Raw genomic sequence first — 26,599 nt, 5'->3', positions numbered from 1 at the left:
GTGCCGGCGCGGACGAAGGATCAGCGCCGCGCCGACGCGCTGGCCGAGCTGGGCTGGGCCGCCCTCGCCGCCTGCGCCGACGGTGCCACCGCCCCGCTGAGCCACACCGCCGGAGTGGCCGGCTCCGCCGGCGACGCCGCCCACCAGACCACCGGCGGCGCAGCCGGTCCCGCCGGTGCGGCAGCTTCTGCCGGCGTCCCCGCCGACCAGACGTTCGCCGGAACGGCCGGCTCCGCCGGCGGCTCGGTCGATCGCGCGGCCGNAGACGTTCGCCGGAACGGCCGGCTCCGCCGGCGGCTCGGTCGATCGCGCGGCCGGTCGCGACGCTCGCGCCACCGGTCCGCTGGGCCACGCGTCCGGAATGGCGGGTTCTGCCGGCGGCGCATCGTCTCGTGCCGACGCCGCGGCCGGGCAGCCACCACCGGCACCCTCCAGCACCAGCGCGCTGCCGCCGCGGCGGCGGCCGATCAGCGTGCACATCACCGTGCCGTTCGCCACCGCCGTCGGGCTCAGCGACCAGCCGGGAGAGCTCGAGGGCTACGGGCCGATCCCCGCCCACGTCGCCAAGGTCCTCGCCGCCGAAGGCGTGTGGACCTGGCTGCGCACCGACGGCAGCGGACACCTGCTCGACCTCGGCCGCACCCGCTACCGCCCCACCAAAGCCCTCGCCGACTTCATCATCGCCCGCGACCGCACCTGCCGCACCCCCGGCTGCCACCGCCCCGCGACCAGCTGCGACCTGGACCACATCATCCCCTTCAACGCCGGCGGGACCACCGACCCCGACGACCTGCACGCCCTGTGCGAGACCCACCACAAGCTCAAACACCACGGGCACTGGCACGTCGAACGACTCCCCGACGGCACCACCATCTGGATCAGCCCCACCGGACACCGCTACGAGAAGCCACCCGAGCAGCTCGGCCCGGTGACGGAGACCGGTCCGCCTCCAGGCTGACGCGGGGGAGGGGGAGACGACGAGGCGGCCAGGGTCCGGTGGTGCCGCGGAGGTCGACGTCACCACGGCGGCGACCACTCGTCACGGAACGCAGCGCCGCTAGTCGGCGGGTGCGCCGCCGTAGCCGATCTCGTTGCCGTCGGGGTCGTGGTAGGTGACCTTGCGGACGCCGTTCCCGTACGTCTCGCGCAGCGCCGGCTCGATGCCGCGCGCCGAGATGCCGTCGACCAGTGCGTCGAGGTCGTCGACGAAGACCGTGACGTGCGTGTGGCCGGCGTGCTCGGGCGCCTGGTGCACCGCGATGTACCGGTGCTCGGCCAGCTCCCACACCACCTCGGTGTCGTGGGCGCGGAACGTGAACGGCGCGCCGAACAGCTTCTCGTACCAGGCGGTCGCGGCCGCGAAGTCGGTCACGGGGACGACGGGGAAGAGCTCCAGAGCCATGCGGGTGATCGTAATGACCAGGCCGCCCGGCCCGGAGTCAACCTCGGCCGCTGCTGGCGCGGGCGCGCCGGGCGATCGCGTCGATCGACACCGCGAGCAGCAGGACCGCGCCGGTGACGATGTAGCGGACCGACGAGTCGACGCCGATGCGGTTGAGGCCGCTGGTGATCGCCGTCAGCACGAGCACGCCGAGCAGCGCGGAGTAGGCCGAGCCGCGCCCGCCGAACAGGCTGGTGCCGCCGATGACGGCCGCCGCGATCGCGGTGAGGTTGACGTCGTTGCTGCCGCTGGCCTGCGACACCGACGTCAGCCGGGCGAGGAACATCAGGCCGCCCGTCGCTGCCAGCGTGCCGGTCAGCGAGAACGCCGAGATGTAGATCCAGTTGACGTTGATGCCCGAGCGGCGGGCCGCCTCGACGTTGCCGCCGACGGCGTACAGGTGCCGCCCCCAGGTGGACTTGCGCAGCGCCAGGTCCGTCAGCACGACCAGCCCGACGAAGAACACCACCGCGTAGCCCCAGCCGCGGTCGATGTTCAGGTAGTACGTCAGGAAGCCGAGGCCGCCGAGCAGGATCGCCGACTTCACCAGCACCAGGGTGAGCGACTGCGCCGGCAGCCCGGCCGCCGTCCGCCGCCGGATGCCGATGATGCTGACCAGCGCGTACAGCGCCACGATCGCCACCACGACGATGTACGAGACCGCAGGGCTGAGGAAGTCCTCGCGGGCGAACTGGGCCAGCGCGGAGGTCCGCGGCAGGTTGATGGTGCCCTGGTCGCCCAGCACGACGTACTGGACGCCGACGAAGCCGAGCAGGCCGGCCAGTGTGATGACGAAGCTCGGCACGCCGATCTTGGTGAAGATCAGCCCGTACACGATGCCGATGGCCGCCCCCGTCGCGGCGCCGGCGAGGATGCCCAGTACCAGCGGCTGGTCCTGGTTGACCACCAGCACCGCGGTGATCGACGCCGCCAGGCCGCTGATGGAGCCCACGGACAGGTCGATCTCGCCGAGCAGCAGCACCAGCACGATGCCCACCGCGATGATGCCGTAGGGCACCGCGTTCAGCGTGATGTTCACCAGGTTGCTCGACGACAGGTAGGTGACGTCCTGCAGGTAGAAGACCAGGCCGATCACGAACAGCCCGACGACCACCGGCAGCAGGCCGAGGTCGCCGTCGCGGATCCGCCGCCGGAACGCGTCGACGGCGCCGCGCAGCCCGGTGTCCTGCGCGAGCCGTTCGTCGATCAGGTCGGCCCGGGCCGCGGTCTCGTCGGCCTGCGCCGTCCGCGTCCTGCTCATTCCTGCCCCCTTGACGTGTCGCGGCGGGCGTTGCGCTCGGCCACGACGTTGTCCGACGCGCCGGTGATGGCGGCGACGAGCTGCTCGGTCGTGACGTCGACGGTGCGGAACTCGGCCTCGTTGCGGCCCAGCCGCAGCACCACGATGCGGTCCGCGACGGCCTGCACGTCGGCCATGTTGTGGCTGATCAGGACGACGCCCAGCCGCTGCTCGCGCAGCCGCTCGACGAGGTTGAGCACCTCAGCGGTCTGCGCGACGCCCAGCGCGGCGGTCGGCTCGTCCAGCATGACGACCTTGGGGTTGCCGACCAGGCTGCGGGCGATGGCGACGGTCTGCCGCTGGCCGCCGGAGAGGCTGGCCACCGGGATGCGCACCGTCGGGATCTTCGCGCCCAGCTCGCGCAGCAGCCGCCACGACTCCTTCTCCATGGCGACCTCGTCCATCCACGCCTTGGCGCCGAGCTCGCTGCCGAGGAAGAGGTTGGCGACGACGTCGAGGTTGTCGCACAGCGCGAGGTCCTGGAAGACGGTCGCGATGCCCAGCGACTGCGCCGCGCTGGGACTGTGGACGTGGACCTCACGCCCCTCCACGCGCATGGTGCCGGAGTCGGCCTGGTACACGCCGGACATGATCTTGACGAGGGTCGACTTGCCCGCGCCGTTGTCGCCGACCAGGGCGACGACCTCGCCGGCCTGGACCCGGAAGTCGACGTCGGCCAGCGCCTGCACGGCGCCGAAGTGCTTGCCGATCCCGGTGAGCTCCAGGACCGGTTGGGTCGTGCTGGCGGCAGACCCGCTCTCGGATGTGGCGACGCTCATCGGCACCAACTCCTCACTCAGGTCGAGGGTGGCACTGGGCCGGGAACTCCCGCCAGCGCCACCCTCGTCAGGTGGTCGAAGGATCAGCTGAGTCCCGCGGCCGCGCAGGCGTCCGCGTACTCGTCGGTGCAGATGTCGTCGACGGTCCAGAAGTCGTCGGCCACGACGGTGTCCGCGACGTTGTCGGCGGTGACCACGATCGGGTCGTGGATCAGCGACGGCACGCCCTGGAAGTCGGTGGTGTCGGCGACCTCCTCGCCGTTGACGATCGAGATGGCCGCCTCGGCTGCGCCCTCGGCCTCGACCTTGATCGGCTTGTAGATCGTCATGTACTGCTCACCGGCGACGATGCGCTGGATGGCGGCGAGCTCGGCGTCCTGGCCGGTGACCGGCGGCAGCTGGTCGGCCGGCAGACCGGCACCGGTGAGCGCCGCGATGACGCCGCCGGCCTGGCCGTCGTTGGCGGCGTAGACGCCGGCCAGCGAGGCGGGGTCGATGGTGTCGAGCTGGTCCGTGGTCCAGGCCTGCGCGTTGTCCGGGCTCCAGTCCGGGTTGTCGTACTCGCCGACGACGGTGAGCTCGCTGGCGTCGATCACGCTGTGCGCGCCGGCCTTGAACTGCGCGGCGTTGGGGTCGTCGGGCGAGCCGTTCAGCATGAGGATGTCGCCGGCGCCGCCGACGGCGTCGACCAGGGCCTGACCCTGCAGTTCGCCGACCCGCTCGTTGTCGAACGAGGTGTAGTAGTCCGCACCCTCGATGAAGCGGTCGTAGGCGATGACCGGGATGTCGGCCGCCTGGGCGTCGGCGACCAGCGAGGCCGCCGCGACGCCGTTCACCGGGTCCAGGACCATGACGTCGACGTTCTGCGAGATCGCGGAGTCGACCTGCTCGGCCTGCTTCGTCTCGTCCTGGTCGGCGTTGAAGTACTCGATCTCGCAGTCCGGGCACAGCTCCTGGATCTTGGCCTCGAACAGCGGGCGGTCGAACGCCTCGTAGCGGGCGGTGGCCGACTCCGGCAGGAGCAGCGCGATCGTGGCGCCGCCGCTCGCGGTCTCGTCGCTCCCGCCGCCGCTCTCCTCGTTGGCGCCACAGGCGGCCAGCACTCCGGCGGCCAGGGCGGCGACTGTGAAGGCGGCAGCCCGTCGATTGGGCTGGTGCACGGTGAAACCCTCCTTTGGGTCCGGTCCCCGCAGATCAGACGGGCGGGGTGTGGACGAGTCTGGAACCGCCCGTGCGTTGCCGTCAAGGCTCAAATACATTACGCGTTTACATCTTGTTTATGTGTTCGCTTTTCGACCGCAATGTGTGCCGCAACCAGCGCGCCGACGGCCTCGGTGTCCTCGCCGAGCGGCGAGATCACGACCCGGGTCCGCGCCGCGACGCCGGGGAGGACCGCGCGGCGGAAGCCCTGCCGGACCGGGCGGAGCCAGGCGTCGCCGGCGGCGATCAGCGGCCCGCCGAGGGCGATCTCGGCCGGGTCGAGGATCATCGCCAGCCAGCCCAGGCCGCGGCCCAGCAGTTCGCCGGCGTCCTCGAGCACATGGACCGCCACGGGGTGGCCGTCGCCGATCAGGCCGAGCACCTCGCCGAGGCCGAGCTCGCGCTGCAGCGCCGAGCTCAGCGCCGACCTGACGGCCTCCGCCGAGCCGACGGTCTCCAGGCAGCCGCGGCGCCCGCACCGGCACACCGCCGACGACCCCGGATCCAGCGCGAGGTGGCCGATCTCGCCGGCCGCGCCCGCGTCGCCGCGCAGCAGCTCGCCGCCGACCGCGACGCCGGCGCCGATGCCCGTGCCGACCTTGACGAACACCACCGATCGACCGGCGGCCCCGGCCCGGCGCCCGAGCGCGAGCGCGCCGAGGTTCGCGTCGTTCTCGACCACGACCGGCCGTCCCAGGAGGCGCGACACCTCGTCGCGCAGCGGGAAGCCCACGAGCTCGGGCAGGATCGCCGTCTCCGTCACGCTGCCCGTCGCGATGTCGATCGGCGCCGGGACACCCATCGCGACGCCCGCCACCTGGTCGGCCGTCAAGCCGGCCCGCTCGCGGACGGTGGCGGCGAGCGCGTCGATGACCTCCATCACCGAGTCCGGGCGCAGCCCGCCGGCGAGGCCGGCCGAGGACTCGGTGAGCACCTCGCCGGGGTCGGCGCCGGCGACCACCTTGACGTGCGTGCGGCCGAGGTCGATGCCCATGCCGTACCGCTGCGGCACCGGGGCGCGCTCGACCATGCGGCTGCGCCGGCCGTTGGCGACGCCCTGCCTGACGACCAGCTCGCCCTCGTCGACGAGGTCGCGGACCAGCCCGGAGATCGTCGCGGGGGCCAGCCCGGTGAGGCGGGCCAGCTCCGCCTGGCTGACCGCCTCGGCGCCGGTCAGCGCCAGCAGCAGCCGCTGCCGGTTCGCCAGGCGCAACGCCGACAGCGACCCCGGACCCCTTGGCGTCATAGCGTGAACGCTACACCGCTCCTCACGAGCGGTCACAGGGGACTAGCGGCCGGGCCGCGAATGCTCGCGGTGAACCGTGACCTCCGCACGGTGCGCCAGGGTGTCCAGGCCGACGGCGACGGCGAGGACGAGCCCCGTCGCGATCAGGCGGATCGGCGACGACGCGCCGAGCAGGTCCAGGCCGTTGGCCAGCGAGCCGACCACCAGACTGCCCAGCAGCGCCGACCACACCGTGCCACGGCCGCCGAAGAGGCTGGTCCCGCCGATGGCGGCGGCGGCCACCGCGGTGAGCATCAGGTCGGTGCTGCCGGACGACTGGTTCACCGCCAGCAGCCGCGATGCCGCGAGGATGCCGCCGGTGACGGCCAGCACGGAGGCCAGCGTGAACACCAGCAGACGGATCCGGTCGACCCGTATGCCGGCCCGGCGCGCCCCCGACGCGTTGCTTCCGGTCGCGACGGCGTGGCGGCCGAGCTTGGTGCGGCGCACCATGAGGTCGCCGCCGGCGAGCAGCAGCAGGAACACCAGCACGGCGAGCGGGACGCCGCGGTCGGCGTTGAACACCGCGACGGCCACCGGCGCGCCGGCCGCGGCGACGACCCACGGCCACACCCGCCGGGCCGGTCGCGGCCGCTCACCGCGCAGGTACCCGACGATCGCGACGACGGCGCCGGCGGTCACCGCCGCGGCGATCAGCCACCCGAACGCCGGCGGCAGGAACGTCCCCGCGATGGCCACCAGCTGCGGGTCGTCGATGTTGACCGTGCCGGTGTCGCCGAGCACCAGCAGCAGCGCACCCTGCCAGGTCAGCAGCCCCGCGAGCGTCACCACGAACGACGGGACCCCGACGCGCGTCACCATGGCGGCGTGCAGGAGGCCGACCACGGCGCCGGTCAGCAGCCCGGCGAGGATGGCCAGCACGGCGGGCCAGTCCTGCTTCACGCTCAGCACCGCGGTGACGGCGGCGCCGAACCCCGACACGGCGCCGACCGAGAGGTCGATCTCGCCGATCAGCAGCACGAGCACGACGGCCATGGCGACGGCGCCCACGGCCACGATCTGCAGCATGAGGTTGGTGAGGTTCACCGCCGAGAGGAAGCGCGGATTGCTCAGGCTCATCACCAGCCAGATGGCGGCGAGTGCCGCCGGTGGCGCCCACCGCCCGAGCCGCGCCGGCGACACCGACCCGCTCACGGGGCCGCCTCGCTCACGGCGAGCCCGGCGGCGGCGCACTCGCGCGCCAGTCCCTCGCAGATCTCCTCCGCCGGCCAGAAGCCGTCGGCGACGACGGTGGCGGCGATCGTCTCGCGGGTGACGGCGACCGGCTCGAGCATCAGCGCCGGGACCCGTTCGTCCCCGTCGCCGACCCAGCTGTTGCGCAGGCCCTCGGGCGGCTCGCCGGTCCGCGCGAGGCTGACGGCGACGTCGGCGGCCATGCGCGCCTGCGTCCGCACCGCCTTGTAGACCGTCATGTACTGCTCTCCGGTGAGGATGCGGCGCACAGCCGCCAGCTCGGCGTCCTGCCCCGTCACCGGCGGCAGCGGATCGAGGCCGGCCGCCTTCATCGCGGCGATGGCGCCGCCGGCCATGCCGTCGTTGGCGGCGTAGACGCCGGCGACGCGGTCGCGGCCCAGCGTCGTCAGGGCCCGCTCCATCGCCTCCTGCGCCTGGTCCGGCGACCAGTCCGGTACGTCGACCTCGGCTCCGACGACCACGCCGGCGCCGTCCAGCACGCTGTGCGCGCCGCGGCGGAACAGCGCGGAGTTGTCGTCGGTGGGCGATCCGTTCAGCACCACCAGCTCGCCGCCGGTGTCGCCGACGGCGGCCAGCAGCACCTCGGCCTGCAGCGCACCGACCTGCTCGTTGTCGAACGTGACGTGGAAGTCGACCGGGACGCCGAGCACCTGCCGGTCGTAGCTGACCACCGGGACGCCGGCGGCGTGCGCCTGGCGGACGATGACCGCCGCGGACCGGGAGTCGACCGGATCGAGCACGAGCACGTCGGCGCCGTTGGTGAGCGCGGCCTCGGCCTGCGCCTGCTGGTGGGCGGCGTCCTGGTCGGCGTTGCTGACGAGCGTCTCGCACTCCGCGCACACCTCGTGGACGCGGTCGACGAACGCCGGGCGGTCGTGCGACTCGTAGCGGGCGGTCTTGTTCTCGGGCAGCAGTAGCGCGATCTGCAGCTCGCCGTCGCCGTCCGCCCCGGCCGAGCCGCAGGCCGACGCCCCCAGCGCCAGGGCGAGCGCCGCGGGCAGGGCGGCGGCGAGCAGACGCCGGCGGCTCATCCGCCGTCCGTCGTGAACCGGTAGCCCGCGCGCGGCTCGGTGACGATCAGCTCCGCGCCGTCGGGTCCCTCGAGCTTGGCGCGCAGCCGGCCGACGTACACCCGGGTGTACTCCGTCTGCGTCTCGTAGCCGGGTCCCCAGACCCGGCGCAGCAGCTCGGCGTGCGAGAGCAGCCGTCCGGGGTTCATGGCCAGCTCCCGCAGCAGCGCGTACTCGGTGCGGGTGAGATGGACGCGCTTGCCGCCCTTCGTCACGAGCTGGGCGTCGAAGTCGATGCGCACGTCGCCGACCCGCACCTGCGGCGCCGCCTGACGCGGCTCGGCGGCGGGGCGGGCGCGGCGCAGCATGGCGTGGATGCGGGCGAGCAGCTCCTCGATGCCGAACGGCTTGGTGAGGTAGTCGTCGGCGCCCAGGTTCAGCGCCCGCACCTTGTCGGTCTCGCCGCGCCGCGCGGACAGGACGATGATCCCGACGTCGGACCGGTCGCGCACCGCCCAGCACAGGTCGAACCCGTCGCGTCCGGGCAGCATCAGGTCGAGCAGCACGACGTCGGGCGCGGCCTCGTCGAGCAGGCGGAGGACGTCGGAGCCGTCGGTGGACACGACGACCCGGTAGCCCCGGGCGGTGAGGTTCGACCGCAGCAGGTCGACGATGATGCGGTCGTCCTCGACGATGAGGACCCCGGGCGCGTCAGTCATGGCTCACCTCGTCGGCGGGCTCGACGGGCAGCCGCACGCGGAAGCTCGACTCCGGGCCGGCCACCAGCTCGACCCGGCCGCCGTGCGCCTCGGCGATGCCCCGGACGATGGCCAGACCCAGGCCGGCGCCCGTGCTGCCCTCGCCGCGCACGCGCGGCTGGAAGATCCGCTCCGCGACGTCGGGCGGGATCCCGTCGCCGTCGTCGCTGACCACCACCTCGACCGCCGTCCCATGATCGACGGCGGCCGCGCTGACCCGGACCGCGCCGTCGGGCCCGCCGTGGCGGACCGCGTTCTCGAGGAGGTTGACGAACACCTGCTCGAGACGGTCGTGGTCGGCCCAGATGGGCGGCAGGCCCGCGGCGACGTCGACCTCGATGCGTTCGTGCTGCGGCACGCAGCTCCTGGCCGCCTCGAGGACGAGCCGCACGTCGGTCCAGTCAGGGCGCAGGCGCAGCAGGCCGGACTCGATGGCCGAGGAGTCGAGGAGGTCGCCGACGAGGCGCTCCATGCGCGCGGACTCGGTCGTGATGGCGGCGAGGAACCGGTCGATGGACTCGGGGTCCCAGACGAGGTCGCGCTGCTGCAGCGTGGAGGCGTACCCGTGGATCGCGGTGAGCGGCGTGCGCAGCTCGTGGCTCAGGTGCTGGAGCACCTCGCGCTGCAGCTGCTGCGAGCGGCGCGCGGCGGCCGCCTCCTGACGGGCGCGCTCGAGCATCTCCCGCTCCAGGGCGAGGGCCAGCGACCGGCGCGCGTCGTCGAGGAGCTCGACGGCGTCGCGGCCAGGCTCGGCGGGGTCGTCCCAGCGGGCGAGCAGCAGGCCGGTGCCGCCGGGGATGGGCAGCCCGGCGATCGCGAGTCCGTCGCCGAGGCGCTGCGGGCGGTCGACGCCGGCGGGCGCCGTCTCGGCGAGCTCGCGCAGGTCGGGTCCGCCGGGCTCGTCGAGGTCGATGTGCACCCACCGCGGCTCGCCGCCGGTGATCCCGGTGACGCCGGTGAGCAGCATGCCGGCCGAGCGGGCGCCCAGGCCGCGGCAGAGCGCGAGTAGTGCGGCGGACAGCCCGCCGTCGACGCGGTCGGGACCGGCCAGCGTCTCGAGCATGGCCCGCAGCGACTCGAGGATCTCGTTGCGCCGGCTCACCTCCTCGATCAGGCGCTCCCGCTCGATCGCGCTGGCGGCGTGGCCCGCGTACAGCGAGACCAGCTCGCGGCGGTCGGCGTCGAGCCGGCCGGCGGACGTGCCGAACCCGGTGATGGTGCCCAGGACGCCGGCCGAGCCGACGATCGGGGCCGACCACGCGCTGCGCACCCCCGCGGCGGAGGCCTGCTCCAGGTATCCGGTCCAGGACGCCTCGTCGCCGATGTCGTCCATGACCACGAGCTGGCCGAGCGCCGCGGCCGTCCCGACCAGCCCTCCGGCGGTGCCGACGGGGACGAGCGCGGCGTCCTCGGCCAGGGCCGGCGGCACGCCGATGGCCGCGGTGCGGCGCAGCAGCGGCCCGCGCGGTCCGCGGTCGAGCAGGTGGACGCAGAGCATGTCCTGGTCGAGGGCGGCCGCCGTGGCGGACACCACGAGCGGGAGCGACGCGGCGGGGTCGGCGGCCGAGAGCTGCTCGACGAGGCTCTTGAGCCGGTTGAGCTGCCGGCGCGCCGCCGACTCGGTCTCGATGCCCGACATGAGCGCCGCGACGTCGTCGGAGTGGACCTCGGCCGGCGACACCGCGGCGACGACGCGGCCGTGCCGCAACACCACGATGCGGTCGGCCAGCGCGAACACCTCGTCGAGGTCGTGGCTGACCAGCAGGATCGCCCGGCCGGCGTCGCGGAGGTCGGCCAGCACGCGCATGATCTCGGCGCGGCGCAGCACGCTCAGCGAGGCCGTCGGCTCGTCGAGGACGAGCAGGTCGGCGCCGGTGGAGAGCGCCCGGGCCAGCGCCACTTCCTGACGTTGGCCGCGCGACAGCGTGTCGACCCGGGCACGGACGTCGGTGAGCTGCGAGCCGAACCGCTCCAGCGCGTGCCGGGCGTCGGCGGCCATCCGTCCCTCGGCCAGCAGCAGCCGGGAGTGCTCGCGGCCGAGGAAGATGTTGGCGACGACGTCGAGATCGTCGCAGAGCCCGAGGTCCTGCCAGACCACCGCGACCGGCGGCCGGGCGCCGCCGCTCGCGCGGTCGGTGCCGGGCACGACCTCGACCTGTCCCTCGTCGACGTCGGTGTCGCCGGCGATGCACCGCACGAGGGTCGACTTGCCGGCCCCGTTCTCGCCGACCACGGCGACGATCTCGCCGCCGCGCACGCTGAGCGACACCCCGTCGAGCGCTCGGAGGCGTCCGTAGCGCTTGGTGACGCCGCGCAGCTCGAGGATCGGCGCGGCACTGCCGCGGCGGCCGTCGCCGTCGGTCATCGCACCATCATCCCCCCGCTGGCGCGAGATCTCGCGGCCGGCGTGCCACGGGCGCGTCATCGCACGGTACGGACGAACTCCTCGAGCGGGGTGGCCGGGCGGCCGAGGAGCCGCTCCAGGTCGGGTGCCGGCGTGCCGAACTGCGGCAGGCGCAGCAGCGGGAGGATGAACGCCATGCCGCCGGCGTCGTCGTCGGCGATCTCGCGGTAGGTCACCTGAGTGCCGGACCGCTCGCTCAGGATCCGCGCCAGCTCCGGGTAGGTCCAGCCCGGGCCGCGCAGCTCGTAGACGGCGTTCTCGTGGCCGTCGCCGGTCAGCACCGCGCCGGCGGCCAGCGCGAGGTCCGCGATCGGCGCGGTGACCAGCGGATGGGCGATGCGTGGCGCGGCCAGTTCGCCGGACTCCACCGCCGCCGCGACCAGCTGCGCCGGCACCAGTTCCTCGGTGTAGAACGTGTTGCGCAGGAACGTGTGGGTGAGCCCGGCGTCGCGGATCGCCCGCTCGGTGGTGGTGTGGTCGGCCAGGAAGCTCTGCCCGTCCTCGGCCGTGATGGCGCTGGTGTAGACGACGTGCCCGACGCCGGCGGCGGCCGCGGCCTCGACGACGTTGGCGTGCTGACGCGCCCGGACGCCCGGCGTGGTGTCCGACGCCGACACGAAGAGCAGCCGGTCGGCGCCCTTGAAGGCCCGCTCCAGGCCGGCCGGGTCGTCGTAGTCGGCCCGCCGCACGTCGACGCCGCGCTCGGCGAACCGCCGTGCCTTCTCCGGGTCGCGCGCGACGACGGCGACCTCGCCGGCCGGCACTCTCGCGATGAGGTCCTCGACCACGACGGGTCCGAACCGGCCGGTCGCCCCGGTCAGCACGATCATGACTGTCTCCGTTCACTGGGGGTCTGTTCTCGCAACGATCACGACGTTACGCTGGAGACTCACCCAGTGAAAGTACGTACCTTGAGGTAACCATCGGAGGCGGACGTGAGCACCGAGGTCAGCAGCGGGCTGCAGGCACTGGAAGGTGACGTGTTCGACACCAACTGCCCGTCGCGCGGCGTGCTCGAGCACGTCACCAGCCGGTGGGGCGTGCTGGTCCTGGCCGCGCTGGGGGAGCGGGAGCTGCGTTTCGGCGAACTGCACCGGCGCATCGGCGGGGTGAGCCAGAAGATGCTCGCCCAGACGCTGCGCGCACTCGCGGCCGACGGGTTCGTCGACCGCACGGTCATCCCGGCCGCGCCGCCACAGGTCAGCTACCGGCTGACGGCGACGGGCGAGCAGGTCGCCGTCCACGTCGTCGGGCTGGTCGGCTGGATCGAGCAGAACCTGCCCGCCATCCTCGCCGCTCGCGACGTGGAGCCGGCGACCCGCTAGCGGCCGTCAGCGGTCCTCGTCGTCGTCCTCGGCCGGCGGGTTGCCGGGCGACGGCGTCTCCGGCTCGATCGGCGGGGTCGTCGGGTTGCCGGGCGACTGAGTGCCCGGCCCGCTGGGCGTCGTCGCGGGGTTGCCCGGCGACGCGGGGTCCGGCTCGTCCGGCGGGACCGTCGGATTGCCCGGCGATTGTGCGCCTTCGTGGTGGTTCATGGGAGTGCTCCCTCCCGTCAGTGCCTGACGATCGGGTACCCGCACGGCGCCGGCTGAAACGACGAGCCGGCGCCGCACGGGCCACGAGAGCGCGACGCCGTCAGCGCAGCGACGGCTGGCCGGGCTCCTCCTCCTCGGTGGACAGGTCGAGGACAGAGATGCCGGTGGCCGCGTTCGCGCCGCGGCCGATCGCGTCGTACACCTCGGGGCGCGTCGACTTGAGGAACCGCGCCCAGAGCAGGCCGATGAGGGCGGCGACGAGGAACAGGCCGGGCAGGATCCACCGCTCCGGAGCGTCAGGCGCGACGCCGATGAGGATGTCGTAGTTCGCGATCGCCAGGACCACGACGACCACCAGCAGGATCATCGCCAGCACCGGCGCGATCACCCTCCGCCACGCGTTCTCGCCGGACGGGTGCCGGGCGAAGAACGCGATGACCGCCACCGAGGTGAGCGTCACCAGCGTCAGCACCCCGAACCCGCCCGTCGTGCCGAGGTTGAAGAACAGCTGCACGAGCGGGTCGAGATCGAAGAAGGCGTAGATCAGGATGACGACCAGGCCGATGACGCTCTGCACGATCGATGCCGCCACCGGAGCGCCCGACGACGCGGAGGTGCGGCCGAGTGCGCTGGGCAGCACCCGCTCGCGGCCGAGCGCGAAGACGTACCGGGCGACCGTGTTGTGGAACGAGATCATCGCCGCGAACACCGACGTGACGAACAGCGTCTCGCCGATGTCCACCCAGGTGCCGCCGAGGAACTCGTCGGCCTGGACGAAGATCACCCCGTTCTGGAACTCCTGCGCGAACCCGACGATGTCGTCCGGGCCGGCCGCCACCGTCATCGCCCACGACGCCAGCACGTAGACCGCGGCGACCACCGCGATCGAGATGTACGTGGCCAGCGCGATGGTCCGCTTCGGGTCGCGCGACTCCTCCGAGTACACGACCGACGCCTCGAAGCCCACGAAGCCGAGCACCGCGAGCACCAGGATCGCGCCGGCGCCGGACTCGAACAGGTTCCCGACCTGCAGCGCCTCGAACGAGACCTCGTCGTTCGCCGGGTTCAGCAGGCTGGCCAGCGCGTAGATGATGATGATCGCCATCTCGGCGAGCAGCAGCACCGCGAGCACCGTGCCGTTGACGTCGATGCGCAGCACACCGAGGATGCCGACGATCGCCCAGGCGATCAGCGCGACCACCCACCAGTCGACGGTGATACCGAACCACTGGTCCAGCTGCGGCGCGGCGGCGACGCCGATGATGCCGTAGAGCCCGACCTGCAGCAGGTTGTACGCCAGCAGCGCCATGTAGGCCGCCGCGACGCCGGCCGGCCGCCCGAGGCCGTGCGTGACGTAGGTGTAGAAGGCGCCCGCGTTGGTGATGTGCCGCGACATCGCGACGTAGCCGACGCTGAACAGCGCCAGCAGCGCGGCGATCGCGACGAACGCGATGGGCAGGCCGATGATGCCGGTGACCGCGAAGCCGGTGGTCACCACGCCGGCGACGACGGTGAGCGGGGTCGCGGCGCTGAGGACGAAGAACACGACGGCGGGGACGCCGAGCCTGTTGCTGGCGAGCGTCCGCGACACGCGGTCGGCGCCCAGGCGGCTCGAATGGGACACGGATACTCCTCAGTGAGGGGGATGTGCGCTATCGGGGGCTGAGGGTGGCGTCACCCACAGCTGCTTCGGTATGGGCCAGGACCTCGCGCATCGACATGGGCATCGATCCGACCGCGGCGGCGATGTGGCGCAGCGTGACGGCGTCGCCGTCCCACCACACGCCTTTCGTGAAGCCGGTGACCGCGACCAGCCCGGCCAGCATGGCGTCGTGGAAGTCGAGCGGATCACCGCGGTTGACCAGCCCGTACAGGCGGTCGGTGGGCCAGGCGGCGACCTTCGGGTCGACCGGCAGGTACCGGACCGAGGTGCCGAACAGCTTGCGGGTCTTCACCGGCTCGATCTCGCCCTCGCGGGTCAGCCGCACGGCGACCCGCTCGAGCGCGCTCTGGGAGAGGAACGCCAGCCAGGTGCGCAGCGACCGGTTCTGCTGGTCGGCCGTGAGCTGGCGGACGATCCGGTACCCCAGGTCGTCGGCCGGCGGCTGGGCGCCGGTCAGTGACAGGGTTCCCGACGCGACGTGCAGGTTGTTGTTGAGGATCAGTTCGCCGAGCAGCGCACCGGCGAGCCCGAGCCCGGCGGCTCGCGCGTTCAGCCGGAGCTTGCCGCTGCCGACGTCGTGGACGATGTGGAAGAAGTCATTGGCCAGCAGCACTCCGCCTGCACCTCCACCCCGGGCGCGAGTACCGGGATGAGACGGGACGGCCGGGGCCATACGGGACAGGGACGTGCGCGCTCCCACCCTTGAGACGCGCGTTTCGGACCGTTAGCGGTGCTCGCGATGCCGCGTTCCGATTCACGCCCGGTAGTTTGTCGGCCTTTGTCCGCCAAGACAAGAGGCAATTTCATCGGTAATGCGCTGAACGTCCTTGACGCCTTACATAGTCGCTTTGCGCCCGCAATGTCTTGACGACATCGGTACCGGGCCGGGAGTCTATGGCGTTGTGACGGTCACGCCCGTGCGCACGCACCCGCTCCAGCGCCTGTCCGCGGACGAGATCCGCGCGGCCCGCGCGCTCCTCGACGACCACGGCCTGGTGTCGGCGACGACGAGGTTCGCGCTGCTCGGCCTGGAAGAACCGGACAAACTGACGGTGCTCGGGCACCGCGCCGGCGACCCGGTCGACCGTCGCGTACGGGCCGTTCTGCTCGATCTCGCCACCGGCGCCGCGCGCACCGTCATCGCGTCGCTGACCCGCAACGCGATCGACTCGATCGAGGACATCGACCCCGTCACCGACGGCCAGCCGCCGATCCTGCTGGAGGAGCTGATCACGGTCGACGAGATCGTGAAGGCCGACGCCGGCTGGCGCGAGGCGATGGCCCGCCGCGGCATCACCGACCTCGATCTCGTCCGGCCGTGCCCGCTCGCGGCCGGCAACTTCGGCATCCCCAGCGAGCGCGGCCGCCGGGTGCTGCACGTGCTGTCGTTCCTGCAGCACCGGCCCGACGACCACGCGTGGGCGCACCCGATCGACGGCGTGGTCGCCTACGTCGACACCATCGAGAAGAAGGTCATCGAACTCATCGACGACGCCGTCCTCCCGATCCCGGAGGAGGAGGCCAACCACGACGACGTCGCCTACACCGGCCCGCCGCGCACCACGCTGAGGCCGATCGAGATCACCCAGCCGGAGGGGCCGAGTTTCACCGTCGACGACGACGTCGTCACGTGGGAGAACTGGACCTTCCGCGTGGGCTTCGACCCGCGTGAGGGTCTGGTGCTGCACCAGCTCGGCTGGCGCGACGGCGACCGCGTCCGGCCGGTGATCTACCGCGCCTCGCTGGCCGAGATGGTGGTCCCGTACGCCGACCCCAGCCCGGTGCGGTTCTGGATCAGCTATTTCGACGCCGGCGAGTACCTGCTCGGCCAGCAGGTCAACTCGCTGGAGCTGGGCTGCGACTGCCTCGGCGAGATCCACTACTTCGACGCCGTCCTGGCCGACGCCAACGGTGAGCCGCGTGAGGTCCGCAACGCCGTCTGCCTGCACGAAGAGGACTACGGCGTGCTCTGGAAGCACACCGACATCTTCACCGAGTCGGCCGAGACGCGGCGGCAGCGGCGGCTGGTCATCTCGTTCTTCGTCACCGTCGGCAACTACGACTACGGCTTCTACTGGTACCTGTACCTCGACGGCACCATCCAGCTGGAGGTCAAGGCCACCGGCGTCGTGGCCACGTCGTCCTACAAGCCCGACAGCGCCTACGCGGCCGAGGTGGCGCCCGGCCTGGGCGCGCCGTTCCACCAGCACCTCTACTGCGCCCGGCTCGACATGATGGTCGACGGCCTCGACAACGCCGTCGACGAGCTCGACGTCCAGCCGCTGCCCATCGGGCCGGCCAACCCCAACGGCAACGCGTTCACCCGCAGGACCACGCGGCTGCGCTCCGAGGCCGAGGGTGCGCGGACCGCCGACCCGATGGCCGGGCGCAGCTGGCGCATCTCCAGCTCCGACTCGACGAACCGGCTCGGCCGGCCGGTCGCCTACGAGCTGCGCCCCGAGGGCCGGCCGCTGCTGCTGGCCGACCCGGCATCGGCGACGGCGCACCGCGCCGCGTTCGCGACCAAGTCGCTCTGGGTCACCCGCTACGACCCCGCCGAGCGGTTCCCGGCGGGCGACCTGATCAACCAGCACCCGGGCGGCGCCGGACTGCCGGCGTACGTCACCGCCGACCGCGCCATCGAGGACCAGGACATCGTCCTGTGGCACACCTTCGGCGCCGTGCACTACCCGCGGCCCGAGGACTGGCCGGTCATGCCGGTCGAGTACTGCGGCTTCACGCTTCGCCCGGTCGGCTTCTTCGACCGCAACCCGACGCTGGACGTGCCGTCCACTCCTGCCGCGCACTGCGGGCACCACGGCCACCAGCACGGTGAGGACCACGGCGCGCACGGCGGCCACGGCGGCCACCACGAGGAGCAGCACCACGACTGACGACCACCGCATGCACGTTGCAGTACATTCGCTCCATGGCTGGTGAGATCCTGCAGGTGCGCGACGTCGACAGTGCCGACCTCGCCGTCCTGCGTGAACGCGCTGCCCGCGACGGGAAGTCGCTGTCGGCGTATGTGCGCGACCTGCTGCACGACGAGGCGGCGTCACCGACCAACGCCGAGGTGGTGGCGCGCATCGCGGCCGAGGAGCCGATCGAGGTCGACGACGAGGACGTGCGCCGCTACATCGAGGCCGAACGCTCTTGGTGACGGTGGTCGACGCATCGGTCATCGTGCGGCTGCTCCAGGCTCGTCCATCCGACGAGCTGCTGCGGCAGCCAGTCGCCGGGGCCGGTCGAGGCCTGCACGCGCCGGCGCATCTGGACATCGAGGTGTTCTCGGCCGTCACCGGCCTGGCCAAGGGCGGCAAGATCACCGAGGACAGGGCCGGCCGGATGGCCGATCAGCTGGCCTCCCTGCGCATCACCCGCCATGCGGTGGCGCCGTTCGGCCGGCGGCTGCTGGAACTCCGCCACAACTTCACGGCGTACGACGCCGCGTATCTGGCGCTGGCCGAGGCCCTCGGCGGGCCGCTCCTGACCTGCGCCGCGAAGTTCGCCCGGGCGCCGAGGTCCGCGCACCGGGCGGAGAATCAGCTCTATCCGGCCTGACGAGGCCGGTTCTACGGAGGACGGATCGGGACCGCCGAGCTTCCGTCATCTGATGGGTGCAATGTCACCGTGCGCCCGGTACCGTCGCTGAGCACCATTCTCATCACGGCCCGGCTCTCCCGCCTGGGTCGCGGTGAGGCACGCGCACGGTGAGACGGAGACCGTATGAAGAAGATCGTCGCCGCGCTCGCGCCGGTGGCATTGGGAGCAGGGCTGCTGACGGTGCCCATGGCGGGCGTCCCGTCGGCCAACGAGGCCCTGCCGCAGTGGCCGGAGGTGGGCAGCGCGCGGGTCGTCCCGCTCCAGGAGACCGGGTCGCCGAACGAACGGCTGAACCTGATCGTCATCTGCGACGGCTACCAGGCCGACGAGATGGACAAGTGCGAGGAGGACGTCGACCGCAACCAGGCCATCCAATGGGGTGTGGAGCCGTTCCGCACCTACCGCGACTACATCAACGTCTACCTGCTGCAGATCGTGTCGGCCGACTCCGGCGTGCGCCGCGACCCCGAGGAGGACGCGCCGAACGAGGTCAAGGACCGCAAGAACACGCCGCTGCGGCTGTGGTACTCCGACGGCCTGACGAACCCGCTGGCTCGCGGCATCACCTACGGCCAGGCGCTGGACCCGGGCGGCTGCCCCGGCCACCCGTCGGGGAATGCGAACCCGTCCTACCCGCTGGCGCCGGGGATCCTGGGCGACCTGCGCTGCAACGGCAACCAGCAGCGGGCGATGTACCTGAACTCGTACGTCGCGCCCGTCCTGGGCCTGCAGCCGGGCGTGTTCCGGCCGACCGGCGGGAACACCTCCGGCCCGCAGAACGTGCAGACGCTGGCCATCTCGAACACGTTCACCTACGGCGGCATCGGCGGCCGCGACGCGACGGCGTCGGGTGGCAGCCCGCAGTCGCCGCTGATCTCGCTGCACGAGCTCGGCCACTCGCTGGGCACGCTGGCCGACGAGTACCCGTACTCCGACCGGCCGAACCCGGGCCCGCCGCACGGGCCGAACGAGCCCAGCTCGTTCCACCACACGCGGCAGACGTCGGAGCAGATGATCGCCAACCAGCACAAGTGGTGGCGGTGGCTGGGCGAGGAGAGCCTGTCCGGCGGCATCATCCGCGGCGCCGACCCCGACGGCTACGAGAGTGGCACCTACAACGGCTCCAACGTCTGGCGGCCCAGCTCGCACTCGATGATGCGGTGGATCGGGTTCTACTTCGACCAGGTCGGCCTCGAGCACATGGTCGCCCGCGTCACGGGCCAGCGCGACAAGGGCCAGATGAGCCTGCTGCACACGCCGACGGGCACCGTCGCGTCCGACGGCGTCCTCTGGCTGGAGACCACGCACCCGCGCTTCCACGACCTGCAGATCACCTGGCGCAGCGGCGGCCCCGACGGCCCGGTGCTCGCCACCGGCACGCGCAACCTCGACCTCGCCGAGCTCGACCTCGCGCCCGGCACCGTCGTGCACGTCGAGGTCCGCGACCCGGTCGGACCCGACGGCATCGACTGGGTGCGCAACCCGTCGACGAACAACACCGCCACCGACTCCGGCTACAACGGGCCGCGGTTCGTGCAGACCCGCAGCTGGACCGTCGGCGGAGAGACGGCGGCGGCCGACACCGTCGCGCCGGAGATCACCGGCTCGACGCCGACGACCCGCCCGGTGGCCGGCGACGAGGTGGTCTTCGTCGAGACCACCCACGCCGCCGACCGTGTCTTCGACGTCGCGTGGACGCTCAACGGCGCGCCCGTGGCGAGCAGCGGCGACGCCCGGACGCTCGACCTCGGCGCGCTGGACCTGCCGGCCGGCACGCACGAGCTGACGGCGACGGTGACCGACCCGGCCGCGCCAGGCGCCTCCGACGCCGTCACCTGGACGGTCGACAACGCCCTGCCGACCGCCCCGCGGACGCTGTCCGAGCCGCTCACGACGGCGACGTCCGACGGCGAGCACGGCATCTACTTCGACGGCTGGGACATGTGGCTGGAGCCGCAGGACGACCGCACCGGCTACGACGGCGAGCCGTACGTCGTCGGTGAGTTCCGGCTCAACGGCGACGGCTGGTTCAACTACTTCGGGTTCCCGGAGCAGCCGATGCCGGAGTCGCCGTACGAGTTCCGCCACTCCGGCCAGGTCGTCAAGGCGCTCACGTACGGCAACCTGGGCACCGGCGGGCTGTCGAAGGCCGCGTTCGAGCAGAACTACGGCCCCGACGACCCCAACGGCCCGTTCGTGCCCGGCTACGGCACGCACACCGTCGAGCACCGCGCCGTCGACCCCGCCGGCAACATCGGCGAGGCGGAGTCGTACACCGCGACGGTGCTGCCCGGCGCGGAGCTGGAGTGCACCAGGACGGTCACCGGGTCGCACGCCGGGTCGCTGCTGGTGACCAGCGGTGTCACGTGCGTCGAGGACGCGGCGGTGGCCGGCACCGTCACCGTCCGCTCCGGTGCGTCGCTGGTGGTGAAGGACAGCACCGTCGCCGGCAGCCTGCTGGCCGACGGCGCCACCGAGGTCCAGGTGCTCGGCTCGACCGTCGCCGGCCAGGTGCGCATCACCGGCACCGTGAACGGCGTCACCGCCGCCGGGTCGACGTTCAGCGGCGCGGTCGCGCTGACCGGCAACGGGCGGGTCCCCGGCAACGCGTCGGAGGAGCGGTACACGCAGTACGGCGAGGCCTACGGGCCGATCCTCGCCGGCAACTCCTTCGCCGGCCGCCTCAGCTGCTCCGGCAGCAGCGCGCCGGTGCGCGACTTCGGCGCGGCGAACGAGCTGCGCGGCGTCGCGACTGGGGAGTGCTCCGGCCTCTGACCAGAGGCTCCTGACCGCCGGCCCGGGCATTCGTGCCCGGGCCGGCGAGCGCTTAGGCTGCCCGGCGTGGGGTTCACGCGAGCGGAGCTGGAGGCGTTCCGCGACGGCACGCTGCCGGACCTGCTCGGGCCCGGCCTGCGGCTGCTGTTCGTCGGCATCAACCCGGGCCTGCTGACGGTGGCGGTGCAGACGCACTTCGGCCGGCCGGGTAACCGGTTCTACCCGGCGCTGCTGCGGGCCGGCATCATCGACCGGCCGATCGACGTCGCCGGTGGGACGTCCGCGGAGGACGACGCGTACCTGACCGGCCGCGGTCTGGGCATCACGAACCTGGTCGCCCGGGGAACGGCGCGGGCGGACGAGCTGACCGCGGCGGAGCTGGTGGCCGGCGCCGCCGTCCTGACGGAGAAGGCGGCGCGCCTGGCGCCGAAGGTCGTGGCGGTGCTCGGCATCACCGCGTACCGCACCGCGTTCCGGCGGCCCCGGGCGCTGGCCGGACGCCAGCCCGAGGACCTCGCCGGCGCGCAGCTGTGGGTGCTGCCGAACCCGAGCGGGCTCAACGCGCACGAGACGCCGGACAGCCTGGCCGCGGCTTATCGGGAGGCTGCGGTCGCGGCCGGTGTCGTCCTCGGCATACCACCAGGTGAGAAAGTGCTTGAGGAGCAAACGGGCGGTTGACTACTGTCGCCTGGGTGAGTCGTCAGAGCCCGGCGCGCGGTGTCGCCTACGTCGTCCTCGCCGCGGTGTTCTTCTCCGTCAACGCGTCGATGTCGAAGGTCGCGCTCGAGGCGGGGGTGGAGCCGTCGGTGCTCGCGGCGCTGCGCTCGACCGGAGCCGCGCTGGTCCTGCTGGTCGCCGTGGTCGCGGTCGCGCCCGGCCGGTTGCGCATCGGGCTGCGCGAGCTGCCGTTCCTGGTTGTGCTCGGCGTCGCCGGCGGCGCGCTGGTGCAGTGGCTGTACTTCATGGCCATCGACCGGCTGCCGGTCGGCATCGCGCTGCTGCTGGAGTTCACCGCGCCGGCCATGGTGGCGCTGTTCAGCTGGGCGGTGCTGCGGCAGCGCATCCGTCGCCAGACCTGGCTGGGCATCGGCGTCGCGCTGCTCGGGCTGGCGCTCGTCGCGCAGGTGTGGACGGACATCGGGCTCGACGCCGTCGGCGTGCTGGCCGGCTTCGGCGCGGCCGCCTGCCTGGCCAGCTACTACCTGGTCGGCTCGCGGATGTCGGGGCACCGCGACTCGCTGTCGCTGACGTTCTGGATGTTCGCGTTCGCGGCGCTGTTCTGGGCCGTCGCGCAGCCGTGGTGGACGGTCGACCTCGCGCCGCTGGGCCGCGAGACGTCGCTGCTGGGCGCGCTCGACGCGGTGTCGGTGCCCGCGTGGTCGACGGTGCTGTGGATCATCGTGTTCGGGACCATCGTGGCGTACGGGCTGAACCTCGCGGCGCTGCGGCACATCTCGCCGACGGCCTGCGGCGTCATCGGCATGTCCGAGCCGGTCGGGTCCGCCGTCGTGGCGTGGGTGTGGCTGGGGCAGAGCCTCACCGCCGCCCAGGTGGCCGGCGGACTGGTGGTGCTGGCCGGCATCGCGCTGGCCGAGGTCGGCGGGACGGGGACGCCGCCGGAACCGGAGCCCGAGCCGGAGGCGGCGCCGGCGCCTGCCGCCGTCCCGCTGTCGCCCGAGGCCGCGGCGGCACCGCACTGATGGCGTCCGTACTCACCGAGGAGCGGACGAACGCCGGCCGGCCCGTCCGCAGCGCCGTCGTCGCGGCGGCCGTCACCCTGCTGCTCGTGCCCGTCCACGCCTTCCTGGTCGCCGTCGCCGTGCTGGCGGCCGGCCGGTACGACGCGAGTGGGCGCGGCGGTCCGTTCCGCGCCTGCACCGCCGACTCCGTCGCCTGCGACGGCCCGCAGTACCCGATGATCGCCGTGGTCGCGCTCGTGCTGCTCGCGGTGGCGTGGGCGGTCGCCGGACTCGGCGTCCGCATCGGCCGGTACGGTCGCCGCCGGCGGGCCCGGCTCTGGCTGACGGCGCTGAACGTCGTGGTCGCGGTGGGCGGGTCGGTGGCGTTCTGGGTGGTGTCGCGTGGCTGAGCGCGTGGTCGCGCCGCTGCTGCGCGACCACGTCTTCCCCGCCCTGCTCAGGACGTAGGACGGCCCGGGGCGGCGACGCGCAGGGTGTGGTGCCGGCATGCGTCGGCGAGCCGGTGGTCGTAGGTGATCATGAGATCGGCGTCGAGCACCAGCGCGGTCGCCAGGTGGATCGCGTCGAGCGAGCGCAGCACGGGCGGGCGGAGCCGGCGGGCAAGCCCGACCACGTCCTCGGTGATGTGCCGCTCGGCGATGCCGGCGAGCGCGTCGTCGACCCCGTTCTGCACGGCCGGACCCTCGGCGACGCGCAGCAGCGCCCGGCCGATCTCGAGGCCGGCCAGCGTCGACGTGACGATGGCGTCGCCGTTCTCCACGTGGTCCTCGAGTGCCTGCTCCAGCGCGTCGGACTCGGCCTCGCGGACCGCGCGCTTGAGCAGCGCGCTGCTGTCGACGTAGACCCGCACGTCAGAGCCGGTCGTCGCGGTCGAGCAGATCGGCCGTCGTCATGTCGGGCGGCAGCGTGAGCCGCCGGGCGGGCCGCCGGTACGGCGAGCGCGGCGGGCGGACCATGCGCGCGGCGACCAGCCGATCCAGCTCGCCGGCGCCCTCGGGCGCGTCGGCACGGTCGACCGGGACGATGCCGAGATAGGTGTCGACCGCGGCGCGCAGCACCTCCTGCTGCGACCGGCCGCTGCGCTCGGCCTCGGCCCGCAGCGCCTGTTCCGCGTCCGGGCGGAGCCGCAGGTTCATCGCCACGCAGCAATGGTACCGCGCTCGGTACCGAGACGGTACCGGTCAGAGGCTGTCGAAGCTCTGGGCGGCGGGCTCCACGGCGTGGTTCACGAGGGCCTCGTGATAGGCCGACCAGTGCAGCAGGGCGCTGACCGCGACCGCGTTGCAGCCGGGCCAGTCCATCGTCACCAGCGGCGTGCCGAACCGGGTGTCCAGACCCCAGGTCGACAGCGAGCCGCGCGGATCCTGGGCGGCGACGATGGCGTTGGCCGCCGCGATCGCCTTGGCCAGGTAGTGCTCCTCGCCGGTGGCGCGGTGCAGGGCGAGCAACGAGGCCAGCCAGTGCCCGGTGTGCACCTCCATGGGCCAGTAGCAGCGGTACTGCTCCAGCACCGTCGGGGTGGGGCAGCGCACCGGCACGGGCGACTCCTCCGGCGCCCAGACGACGAACTGGTCCTCGATGTAGGCGTTGAGCCTCGCCGCCAGCTCCACCCGCGACGGCACGTCGCAGCGGCCGGAGAGCAGGTAGCGGATGGTCTCGTTGGTGTCCCAGTGCTGCAGGTTGCTCCACGGCGGCGTCTCGGGGATGTCCTCGTACATCCCCTCCCAACGGCCGTCGGCCACCGGGCCGGCCAGCAGCCACGCCTCGCCCTTCGCCGCGGCCGCCGCCCGCGCGGCACGCTGCGACGACGTCCCGGGGGCCTCGGGCACCTCGCCGAGCAGCGTGAGCAGCCACACCGGCGTCACGACGGCGGAGGTGTAGCCGATGCTGGGCTCGCCCGTGCGCGGGTCGACGCGGAAGGGCCAGGAGCCGTCCGGGTTCTGTAGGTCGACCATGATGTCGCCGATGCGGGCCGCCCGCTCGAGGTAGCGCGCATCGCCGGTGCGCGAGAACAGCCGCAGCATGACCTCGCCGACGCGCGCGGCCCGGAAGACGGTGACGTGGTCGCCCTCGACCCAGCCGCCGAACCGGCCCTCGAGAACCGTCGACGGCGACAGCCCGCCCAGGCGCCAGTCATCGGGAAGGTGGTGCTCCAGCAGCCAGCGTCCGTACGCCAGCGCCTGCCGTTCGGCCTCGGCGGCCTGCGGGTGGTCCGGGAAACGGTCGGCGTAGGTGAGGTAGGCGTGGATGTAGCTGGCGTGGTGCTGCGCCGGGAACGCCAGCCGGCCGCGCAGCCCCGTCACGCTGTCCTCGAACGAGCTCCACGCGCTGCGCGGATAGCCGCCCTCGTAGTCGAGGACCTCGTCGCGGGCCGGCTGGAGCAGGTGGCCGACGGCGCGATGGACGGCGCCGATCCAGTCCGCGGGGCCGGGCCGGACGCCGTCGAACCCGGGGACCTTCCAGAACCGGCGGTGCTTGCGGACGGCCACCTCGCGGTCGCCGTCGAAGCCGCGGACCAGCACGTCGACGGGGCCGAGGGGCAGCAGCGGCCACGCCTCGGCGAGGTCGGCGGCCTCGGATGCGACCGAGCCGGTCCAGACGACCCGCTCGCGGCCGGCGACGGCGACCTCGAACCGCGTGGCCGCCGGCACCGGAGCCCATCGCAGCACCGGTGGTCCCACGAACCGCGGCGAGAACGCCGACGGGCCCTCGAACCGGATCACGCGCGACTGGTCGACCCAGTCACTCATGCGGCTGCCCTCCGGGGCTCAGAACCAGGTCTCGACGACGTCGGTGACGACGCCGTCCGGGCCGGCCAGCGGGATCCGCCGCCACTTGTCGAACGTGGTGCAGGGGTGCGAGATGCCGAGCTGGACGCGGTCGCCCACGGCCAGTGCGGTGCCGTCCGGCAGGGCCACGAACGCGTGCTGGTCGTTCAGCGCGGTGACCTCGGCGCCGTCGAGGGGCACGACCTCCGCCGACCCGCGGGGGAGCACGGCGAGGGGGATCGGCAGCCCCTGGTCGAACGAGGCGTCGCGCCGGCCGACGTCGAGGAAGGCGCGCCCAAGCTCCGGCGCCGACACGACGGTGCCCCAGACGGTGAGCGCGGCGCGCAGCCGGGCCGGGGCATCGGGGCCGTCGAGCGGGGAGTTGCGATGGAACATACCGGAGTCGTGGGTGACGTAGCAGCCGCTGCGCACGATGACCCGGGCGCCGCCGCCGGTCAGCACGTCGGCGACGACGTCGTAGAACATGCTCCCGCCGGCCGACAGCACGAGCGCGCCGTCCACGTCGCCGGCCACCTCCTCGCCCGCCGCGCGCAGCGTCTCGAGGTAGGAACGGACGGCGGCCAGCGACGGCGCCGTGCGGTCGCCGGCCACCGAGCCCTCGTAGCCCGCCACACCGGTGAGCCGGACGTTCGGCGCCCGGTCGATCGCGGACCGGACGGCGTCGCGATCGGCCTTCGTGCGGGTGCCGCTGCGCCCGCCCGGCGACCCGACCTCGAGCAGCACGTCGACGACGGCGCCGCCGGCCGCGGCGGCCGCCTGCAGGATCTCGACGCCGTCGGGGGAGTCGACCCAGCAGCGGAACCCGAAGCCGCCGCCGGCCACCTCGCCGGCCACCCACGCCGCCTCGCCCGGCTGCGCCAGCTCGTTGGCCAGCTGCACCGACGGCACGCCGTGCTCGCGCATCACCCGCACCTGGGCCGGCGTCGCGGCGGTGATGCCGGTGGCGCCGGCGGCCAGTTGGCGGCGGAACAGCGCCGGCGCCATCGTCGTCTTGCCGTGCGGCTGCAGCTCGACGCCGTGCTCGCGGCACCACGCCGCCATCGTGGCGAGGTTGTGCTCCAGCGCGGCGTCGTCGAGGACGGCGAACGGGGTGGGCAGCTCGTGGACGGACCGGCCGGCGATCGAAGGGGTCACGGGCG

General features: G+C 73.1%; 26 protein-coding genes. 9 read left to right on the top strand and 17 right to left on the bottom strand.

Annotation, left to right across the window (positions count from 1 at the left end; all coding sequences use genetic code 11):
* Positions 1–361: 361 nt before the first annotated feature.
* A complete protein-coding gene (locus DY240_RS33935; protein ID WP_147375156.1) occupies positions 362–958 on the top strand; it encodes an HNH endonuclease signature motif containing protein in 597 nt (198 codons plus the stop codon).
* Positions 959–1,057: 99 nt separating this feature from the next.
* Here DY240_RS33935 and DY240_RS01010 read toward each other — a convergent pair whose 3' ends face one another.
* The 10 genes from DY240_RS01010 to DY240_RS00965 form a co-directional block, all read right to left on the bottom strand.
* Positions 1,058–1,402, bottom strand: coding sequence for a VOC family protein (locus DY240_RS01010; protein ID WP_119658115.1), 345 nt, complete (start codon positions 1,400–1,402; stop codon positions 1,058–1,060).
* A 37-nt stretch (positions 1,403–1,439) separates the two neighbouring features.
* Positions 1,440–2,702, bottom strand: coding sequence for a sugar ABC transporter permease (locus DY240_RS01005; RefSeq protein ID WP_119658114.1), 1,263 nt, complete (start codon positions 2,700–2,702; stop codon positions 1,440–1,442).
* Positions 2,699–3,520 carry an ATP-binding cassette domain-containing protein gene (locus tag DY240_RS01000; protein WP_119658113.1) on the bottom strand — a complete coding sequence of 274 codons (822 nt, stop codon included), beginning with the start codon at positions 3,518–3,520 and terminating at the stop codon, positions 2,699–2,701. Before DY240_RS01000 ends, DY240_RS01005 begins: the two co-directional genes overlap by 4 nt.
* An 83-nt stretch (positions 3,521–3,603) precedes the next feature.
* Entirely contained in the window at positions 3,604–4,680 is a 1,077-nt protein-coding gene (locus DY240_RS00995) for a sugar ABC transporter substrate-binding protein (protein ID WP_233552557.1), read from the bottom strand.
* Positions 4,681–4,778: 98 nt separating this feature from the next.
* Positions 4,779–5,966: an ROK family transcriptional regulator gene (locus tag DY240_RS00990; protein WP_119658111.1), complete on the bottom strand. Its 1,188-nt coding sequence runs from the start codon at positions 5,964–5,966 to the stop codon at positions 4,779–4,781.
* A gap of 42 nt (positions 5,967–6,008) precedes the next feature.
* Positions 6,009–7,160, bottom strand: coding sequence for a sugar ABC transporter permease (locus DY240_RS00985; protein ID WP_199700558.1), 1,152 nt, complete (start codon positions 7,158–7,160; stop codon positions 6,009–6,011).
* Positions 7,157–8,251 carry a substrate-binding domain-containing protein gene (locus DY240_RS00980; protein WP_119658110.1) on the bottom strand — a complete coding sequence of 365 codons (1,095 nt, stop codon included), beginning with the start codon at positions 8,249–8,251 and terminating at the stop codon, positions 7,157–7,159. The genes DY240_RS00985 and DY240_RS00980 overlap by 4 nt, the downstream gene beginning before the upstream one ends.
* A complete protein-coding gene (locus tag DY240_RS00975) occupies positions 8,248–8,949 on the bottom strand; it encodes a response regulator transcription factor (RefSeq protein ID WP_119658109.1) in 702 nt (233 codons plus the stop codon). The genes DY240_RS00980 and DY240_RS00975 overlap by 4 nt, the downstream gene beginning before the upstream one ends.
* Positions 8,942–11,353: an ATP-binding cassette domain-containing protein gene (locus DY240_RS00970; protein WP_158602687.1), complete on the bottom strand. Its 2,412-nt coding sequence runs from the start codon at positions 11,351–11,353 to the stop codon at positions 8,942–8,944. The genes DY240_RS00975 and DY240_RS00970 overlap by 8 nt, the downstream gene beginning before the upstream one ends.
* A 56-nt stretch (positions 11,354–11,409) precedes the next feature.
* Entirely contained in the window at positions 11,410–12,222 is an 813-nt protein-coding gene (locus DY240_RS00965; RefSeq protein ID WP_119658107.1) for an NAD(P)H-binding protein, read from the bottom strand.
* 105 nt (positions 12,223–12,327) lie between these two features.
* Between DY240_RS00965 and DY240_RS00960 the strand changes: the two genes are divergently transcribed.
* Positions 12,328–12,717, top strand: a complete 390-nt coding sequence (locus DY240_RS00960) for a winged helix-turn-helix transcriptional regulator (RefSeq protein WP_119658106.1) — start codon at positions 12,328–12,330, stop codon at positions 12,715–12,717.
* Between the two features lie 6 nt (positions 12,718–12,723).
* On the opposite strand, the gene DY240_RS00955 is transcribed toward DY240_RS00960, so the two are convergent.
* The 3 genes from DY240_RS00955 to DY240_RS00945 form a co-directional block, all read right to left on the bottom strand.
* Positions 12,724–12,927 carry a hypothetical protein gene (locus DY240_RS00955; protein WP_119658105.1) on the bottom strand — a complete coding sequence of 68 codons (204 nt, stop codon included), beginning with the start codon at positions 12,925–12,927 and terminating at the stop codon, positions 12,724–12,726.
* Positions 12,928–13,027: 100 nt separating this feature from the next.
* Positions 13,028–14,518: an APC family permease gene (locus DY240_RS00950; protein WP_407659263.1), complete on the bottom strand. Its 1,491-nt coding sequence runs from the start codon at positions 14,516–14,518 to the stop codon at positions 13,028–13,030.
* A gap of 61 nt (positions 14,519–14,579) precedes the next feature.
* Positions 14,580–15,203: a GOLPH3/VPS74 family protein gene (locus tag DY240_RS00945; RefSeq protein ID WP_158602686.1), complete on the bottom strand. Its 624-nt coding sequence runs from the start codon at positions 15,201–15,203 to the stop codon at positions 14,580–14,582.
* A gap of 304 nt (positions 15,204–15,507) precedes the next feature.
* Here DY240_RS00945 and DY240_RS00940 point away from each other — a divergent pair, with 304 nt between their 5' ends.
* The 7 genes from DY240_RS00940 to DY240_RS32670 all read left to right on the top strand — a co-directional run bounded on the left by DY240_RS00940 (position 15,508) and on the right by DY240_RS32670 (position 23,060).
* Positions 15,508–17,484, top strand: coding sequence for a primary-amine oxidase (locus DY240_RS00940; RefSeq protein WP_119658118.1), 1,977 nt, complete (start codon positions 15,508–15,510; stop codon positions 17,482–17,484).
* Positions 17,485–17,519: 35 nt separating this feature from the next.
* Positions 17,520–17,753, top strand: a complete 234-nt coding sequence (locus DY240_RS00935; protein WP_119658102.1) for a FitA-like ribbon-helix-helix domain-containing protein — start codon at positions 17,520–17,522, stop codon at positions 17,751–17,753.
* Positions 17,750–18,154 (top strand): type II toxin-antitoxin system VapC family toxin, encoded by a 405-nt coding sequence (locus DY240_RS00930; protein ID WP_199700557.1) that lies wholly within the window; start codon positions 17,750–17,752, stop codon positions 18,152–18,154. Before DY240_RS00935 ends, DY240_RS00930 begins: the two co-directional genes overlap by 4 nt.
* A 165-nt stretch (positions 18,155–18,319) precedes the next feature.
* On the top strand, positions 18,320–20,971 hold the full coding sequence (locus DY240_RS00925) for a M64 family metallopeptidase (protein WP_119658100.1): 2,652 nt from the start codon (positions 18,320–18,322) through the stop codon (positions 20,969–20,971).
* A gap of 66 nt (positions 20,972–21,037) precedes the next feature.
* Positions 21,038–21,649: a mismatch-specific DNA-glycosylase gene (locus DY240_RS00920; RefSeq protein ID WP_119658099.1), complete on the top strand. Its 612-nt coding sequence runs from the start codon at positions 21,038–21,040 to the stop codon at positions 21,647–21,649.
* Between the two features lie 14 nt (positions 21,650–21,663).
* Complete coding sequence (locus DY240_RS00915) at positions 21,664–22,671, top strand: EamA family transporter (protein WP_199700556.1); 1,008 nt, start codon at positions 21,664–21,666, stop codon at positions 22,669–22,671.
* On the top strand, positions 22,671–23,060 hold the full coding sequence (locus DY240_RS32670; RefSeq protein WP_199700555.1) for a hypothetical protein: 390 nt from the start codon (positions 22,671–22,673) through the stop codon (positions 23,058–23,060). The genes DY240_RS00915 and DY240_RS32670 overlap by 1 nt, the downstream gene beginning before the upstream one ends.
* Positions 23,061–23,107: 47 nt before the next feature.
* Here DY240_RS32670 and DY240_RS00905 read toward each other — a convergent pair whose 3' ends face one another.
* The 4 genes from DY240_RS00905 to DY240_RS00890 are packed head-to-tail and all read right to left on the bottom strand — an operon-like array spanning position 23,108 to position 26,594.
* Positions 23,108–23,521: a type II toxin-antitoxin system VapC family toxin gene (locus DY240_RS00905; RefSeq protein WP_119658098.1), complete on the bottom strand. Its 414-nt coding sequence runs from the start codon at positions 23,519–23,521 to the stop codon at positions 23,108–23,110.
* A 1-nt stretch (position 23,522) separates the two neighbouring features.
* A complete protein-coding gene (locus tag DY240_RS00900; RefSeq protein ID WP_147375155.1) occupies positions 23,523–23,813 on the bottom strand; it encodes a hypothetical protein in 291 nt (96 codons plus the stop codon).
* A gap of 39 nt (positions 23,814–23,852) precedes the next feature.
* The gene (locus tag DY240_RS00895) at positions 23,853–25,421 is read right to left on the bottom strand and encodes a hypothetical protein (protein WP_119658096.1); all 1,569 of its coding nucleotides are present in this window, start codon (positions 25,419–25,421) and stop codon (positions 23,853–23,855) included.
* 18 nt (positions 25,422–25,439) lie between these two features.
* A complete protein-coding gene (locus DY240_RS00890) occupies positions 25,440–26,594 on the bottom strand; it encodes an alanine racemase (protein ID WP_119658095.1) in 1,155 nt (384 codons plus the stop codon).
* Positions 26,595–26,599: the final 5 nt, after the last annotated feature.

This window comes from Jiangella rhizosphaerae, assembly GCF_003579925.1.
GTDB lineage: Bacteria > Actinomycetota > Actinomycetes > Jiangellales > Jiangellaceae > Jiangella > Jiangella rhizosphaerae.
The sequence above is the reverse complement of the archived record's forward strand: the minus strand, read 5'-3'. Positions and strand labels throughout refer to the sequence as shown.

Coding starts and splice junctions, on each gene's coding strand:
- DY240_RS33935 (WP_147375156.1), top strand. CDS start 362: ATGGCGGGTTCTGCCGGCGGCGCATCGTCTCGTGCCGACGCCGCGGCC.
- DY240_RS01010 (WP_119658115.1), bottom strand. CDS start 1,402: ATGGCTCTGGAGCTCTTCCCCGTCGTCCCCGTGACCGACTTCGCGGCC.
- DY240_RS01005 (WP_119658114.1), bottom strand. CDS start 2,702: ATGAGCAGGACGCGGACGGCGCAGGCCGACGAGACCGCGGCCCGGGCC.
- DY240_RS01000 (WP_119658113.1), bottom strand. CDS start 3,520: ATGAGCGTCGCCACATCCGAGAGCGGGTCTGCCGCCAGCACGACCCAA.
- DY240_RS00990 (WP_119658111.1), bottom strand. CDS start 5,966: ATGACGCCAAGGGGTCCGGGGTCGCTGTCGGCGTTGCGCCTGGCGAAC.
- DY240_RS00980 (WP_119658110.1), bottom strand. CDS start 8,251: ATGAGCCGCCGGCGTCTGCTCGCCGCCGCCCTGCCCGCGGCGCTCGCC.
- DY240_RS00975 (WP_119658109.1), bottom strand. CDS start 8,949: ATGACTGACGCGCCCGGGGTCCTCATCGTCGAGGACGACCGCATCATC.
- DY240_RS00970 (WP_158602687.1), bottom strand. CDS start 11,353: ATGACCGACGGCGACGGCCGCCGCGGCAGTGCCGCGCCGATCCTCGAG.
- DY240_RS00965 (WP_119658107.1), bottom strand. CDS start 12,222: ATGATCGTGCTGACCGGGGCGACCGGCCGGTTCGGACCCGTCGTGGTC.
- DY240_RS00955 (WP_119658105.1), bottom strand. CDS start 12,927: ATGAACCACCACGAAGGCGCACAATCGCCGGGCAATCCGACGGTCCCG.
- DY240_RS00935 (WP_119658102.1), top strand. CDS start 17,520: ATGGCTGGTGAGATCCTGCAGGTGCGCGACGTCGACAGTGCCGACCTC.
- DY240_RS00925 (WP_119658100.1), top strand. CDS start 18,320: ATGAAGAAGATCGTCGCCGCGCTCGCGCCGGTGGCATTGGGAGCAGGG.
- DY240_RS32670 (WP_199700555.1), top strand. CDS start 22,671: ATGGCGTCCGTACTCACCGAGGAGCGGACGAACGCCGGCCGGCCCGTC.
- DY240_RS00895 (WP_119658096.1), bottom strand. CDS start 25,421: ATGAGTGACTGGGTCGACCAGTCGCGCGTGATCCGGTTCGAGGGCCCG.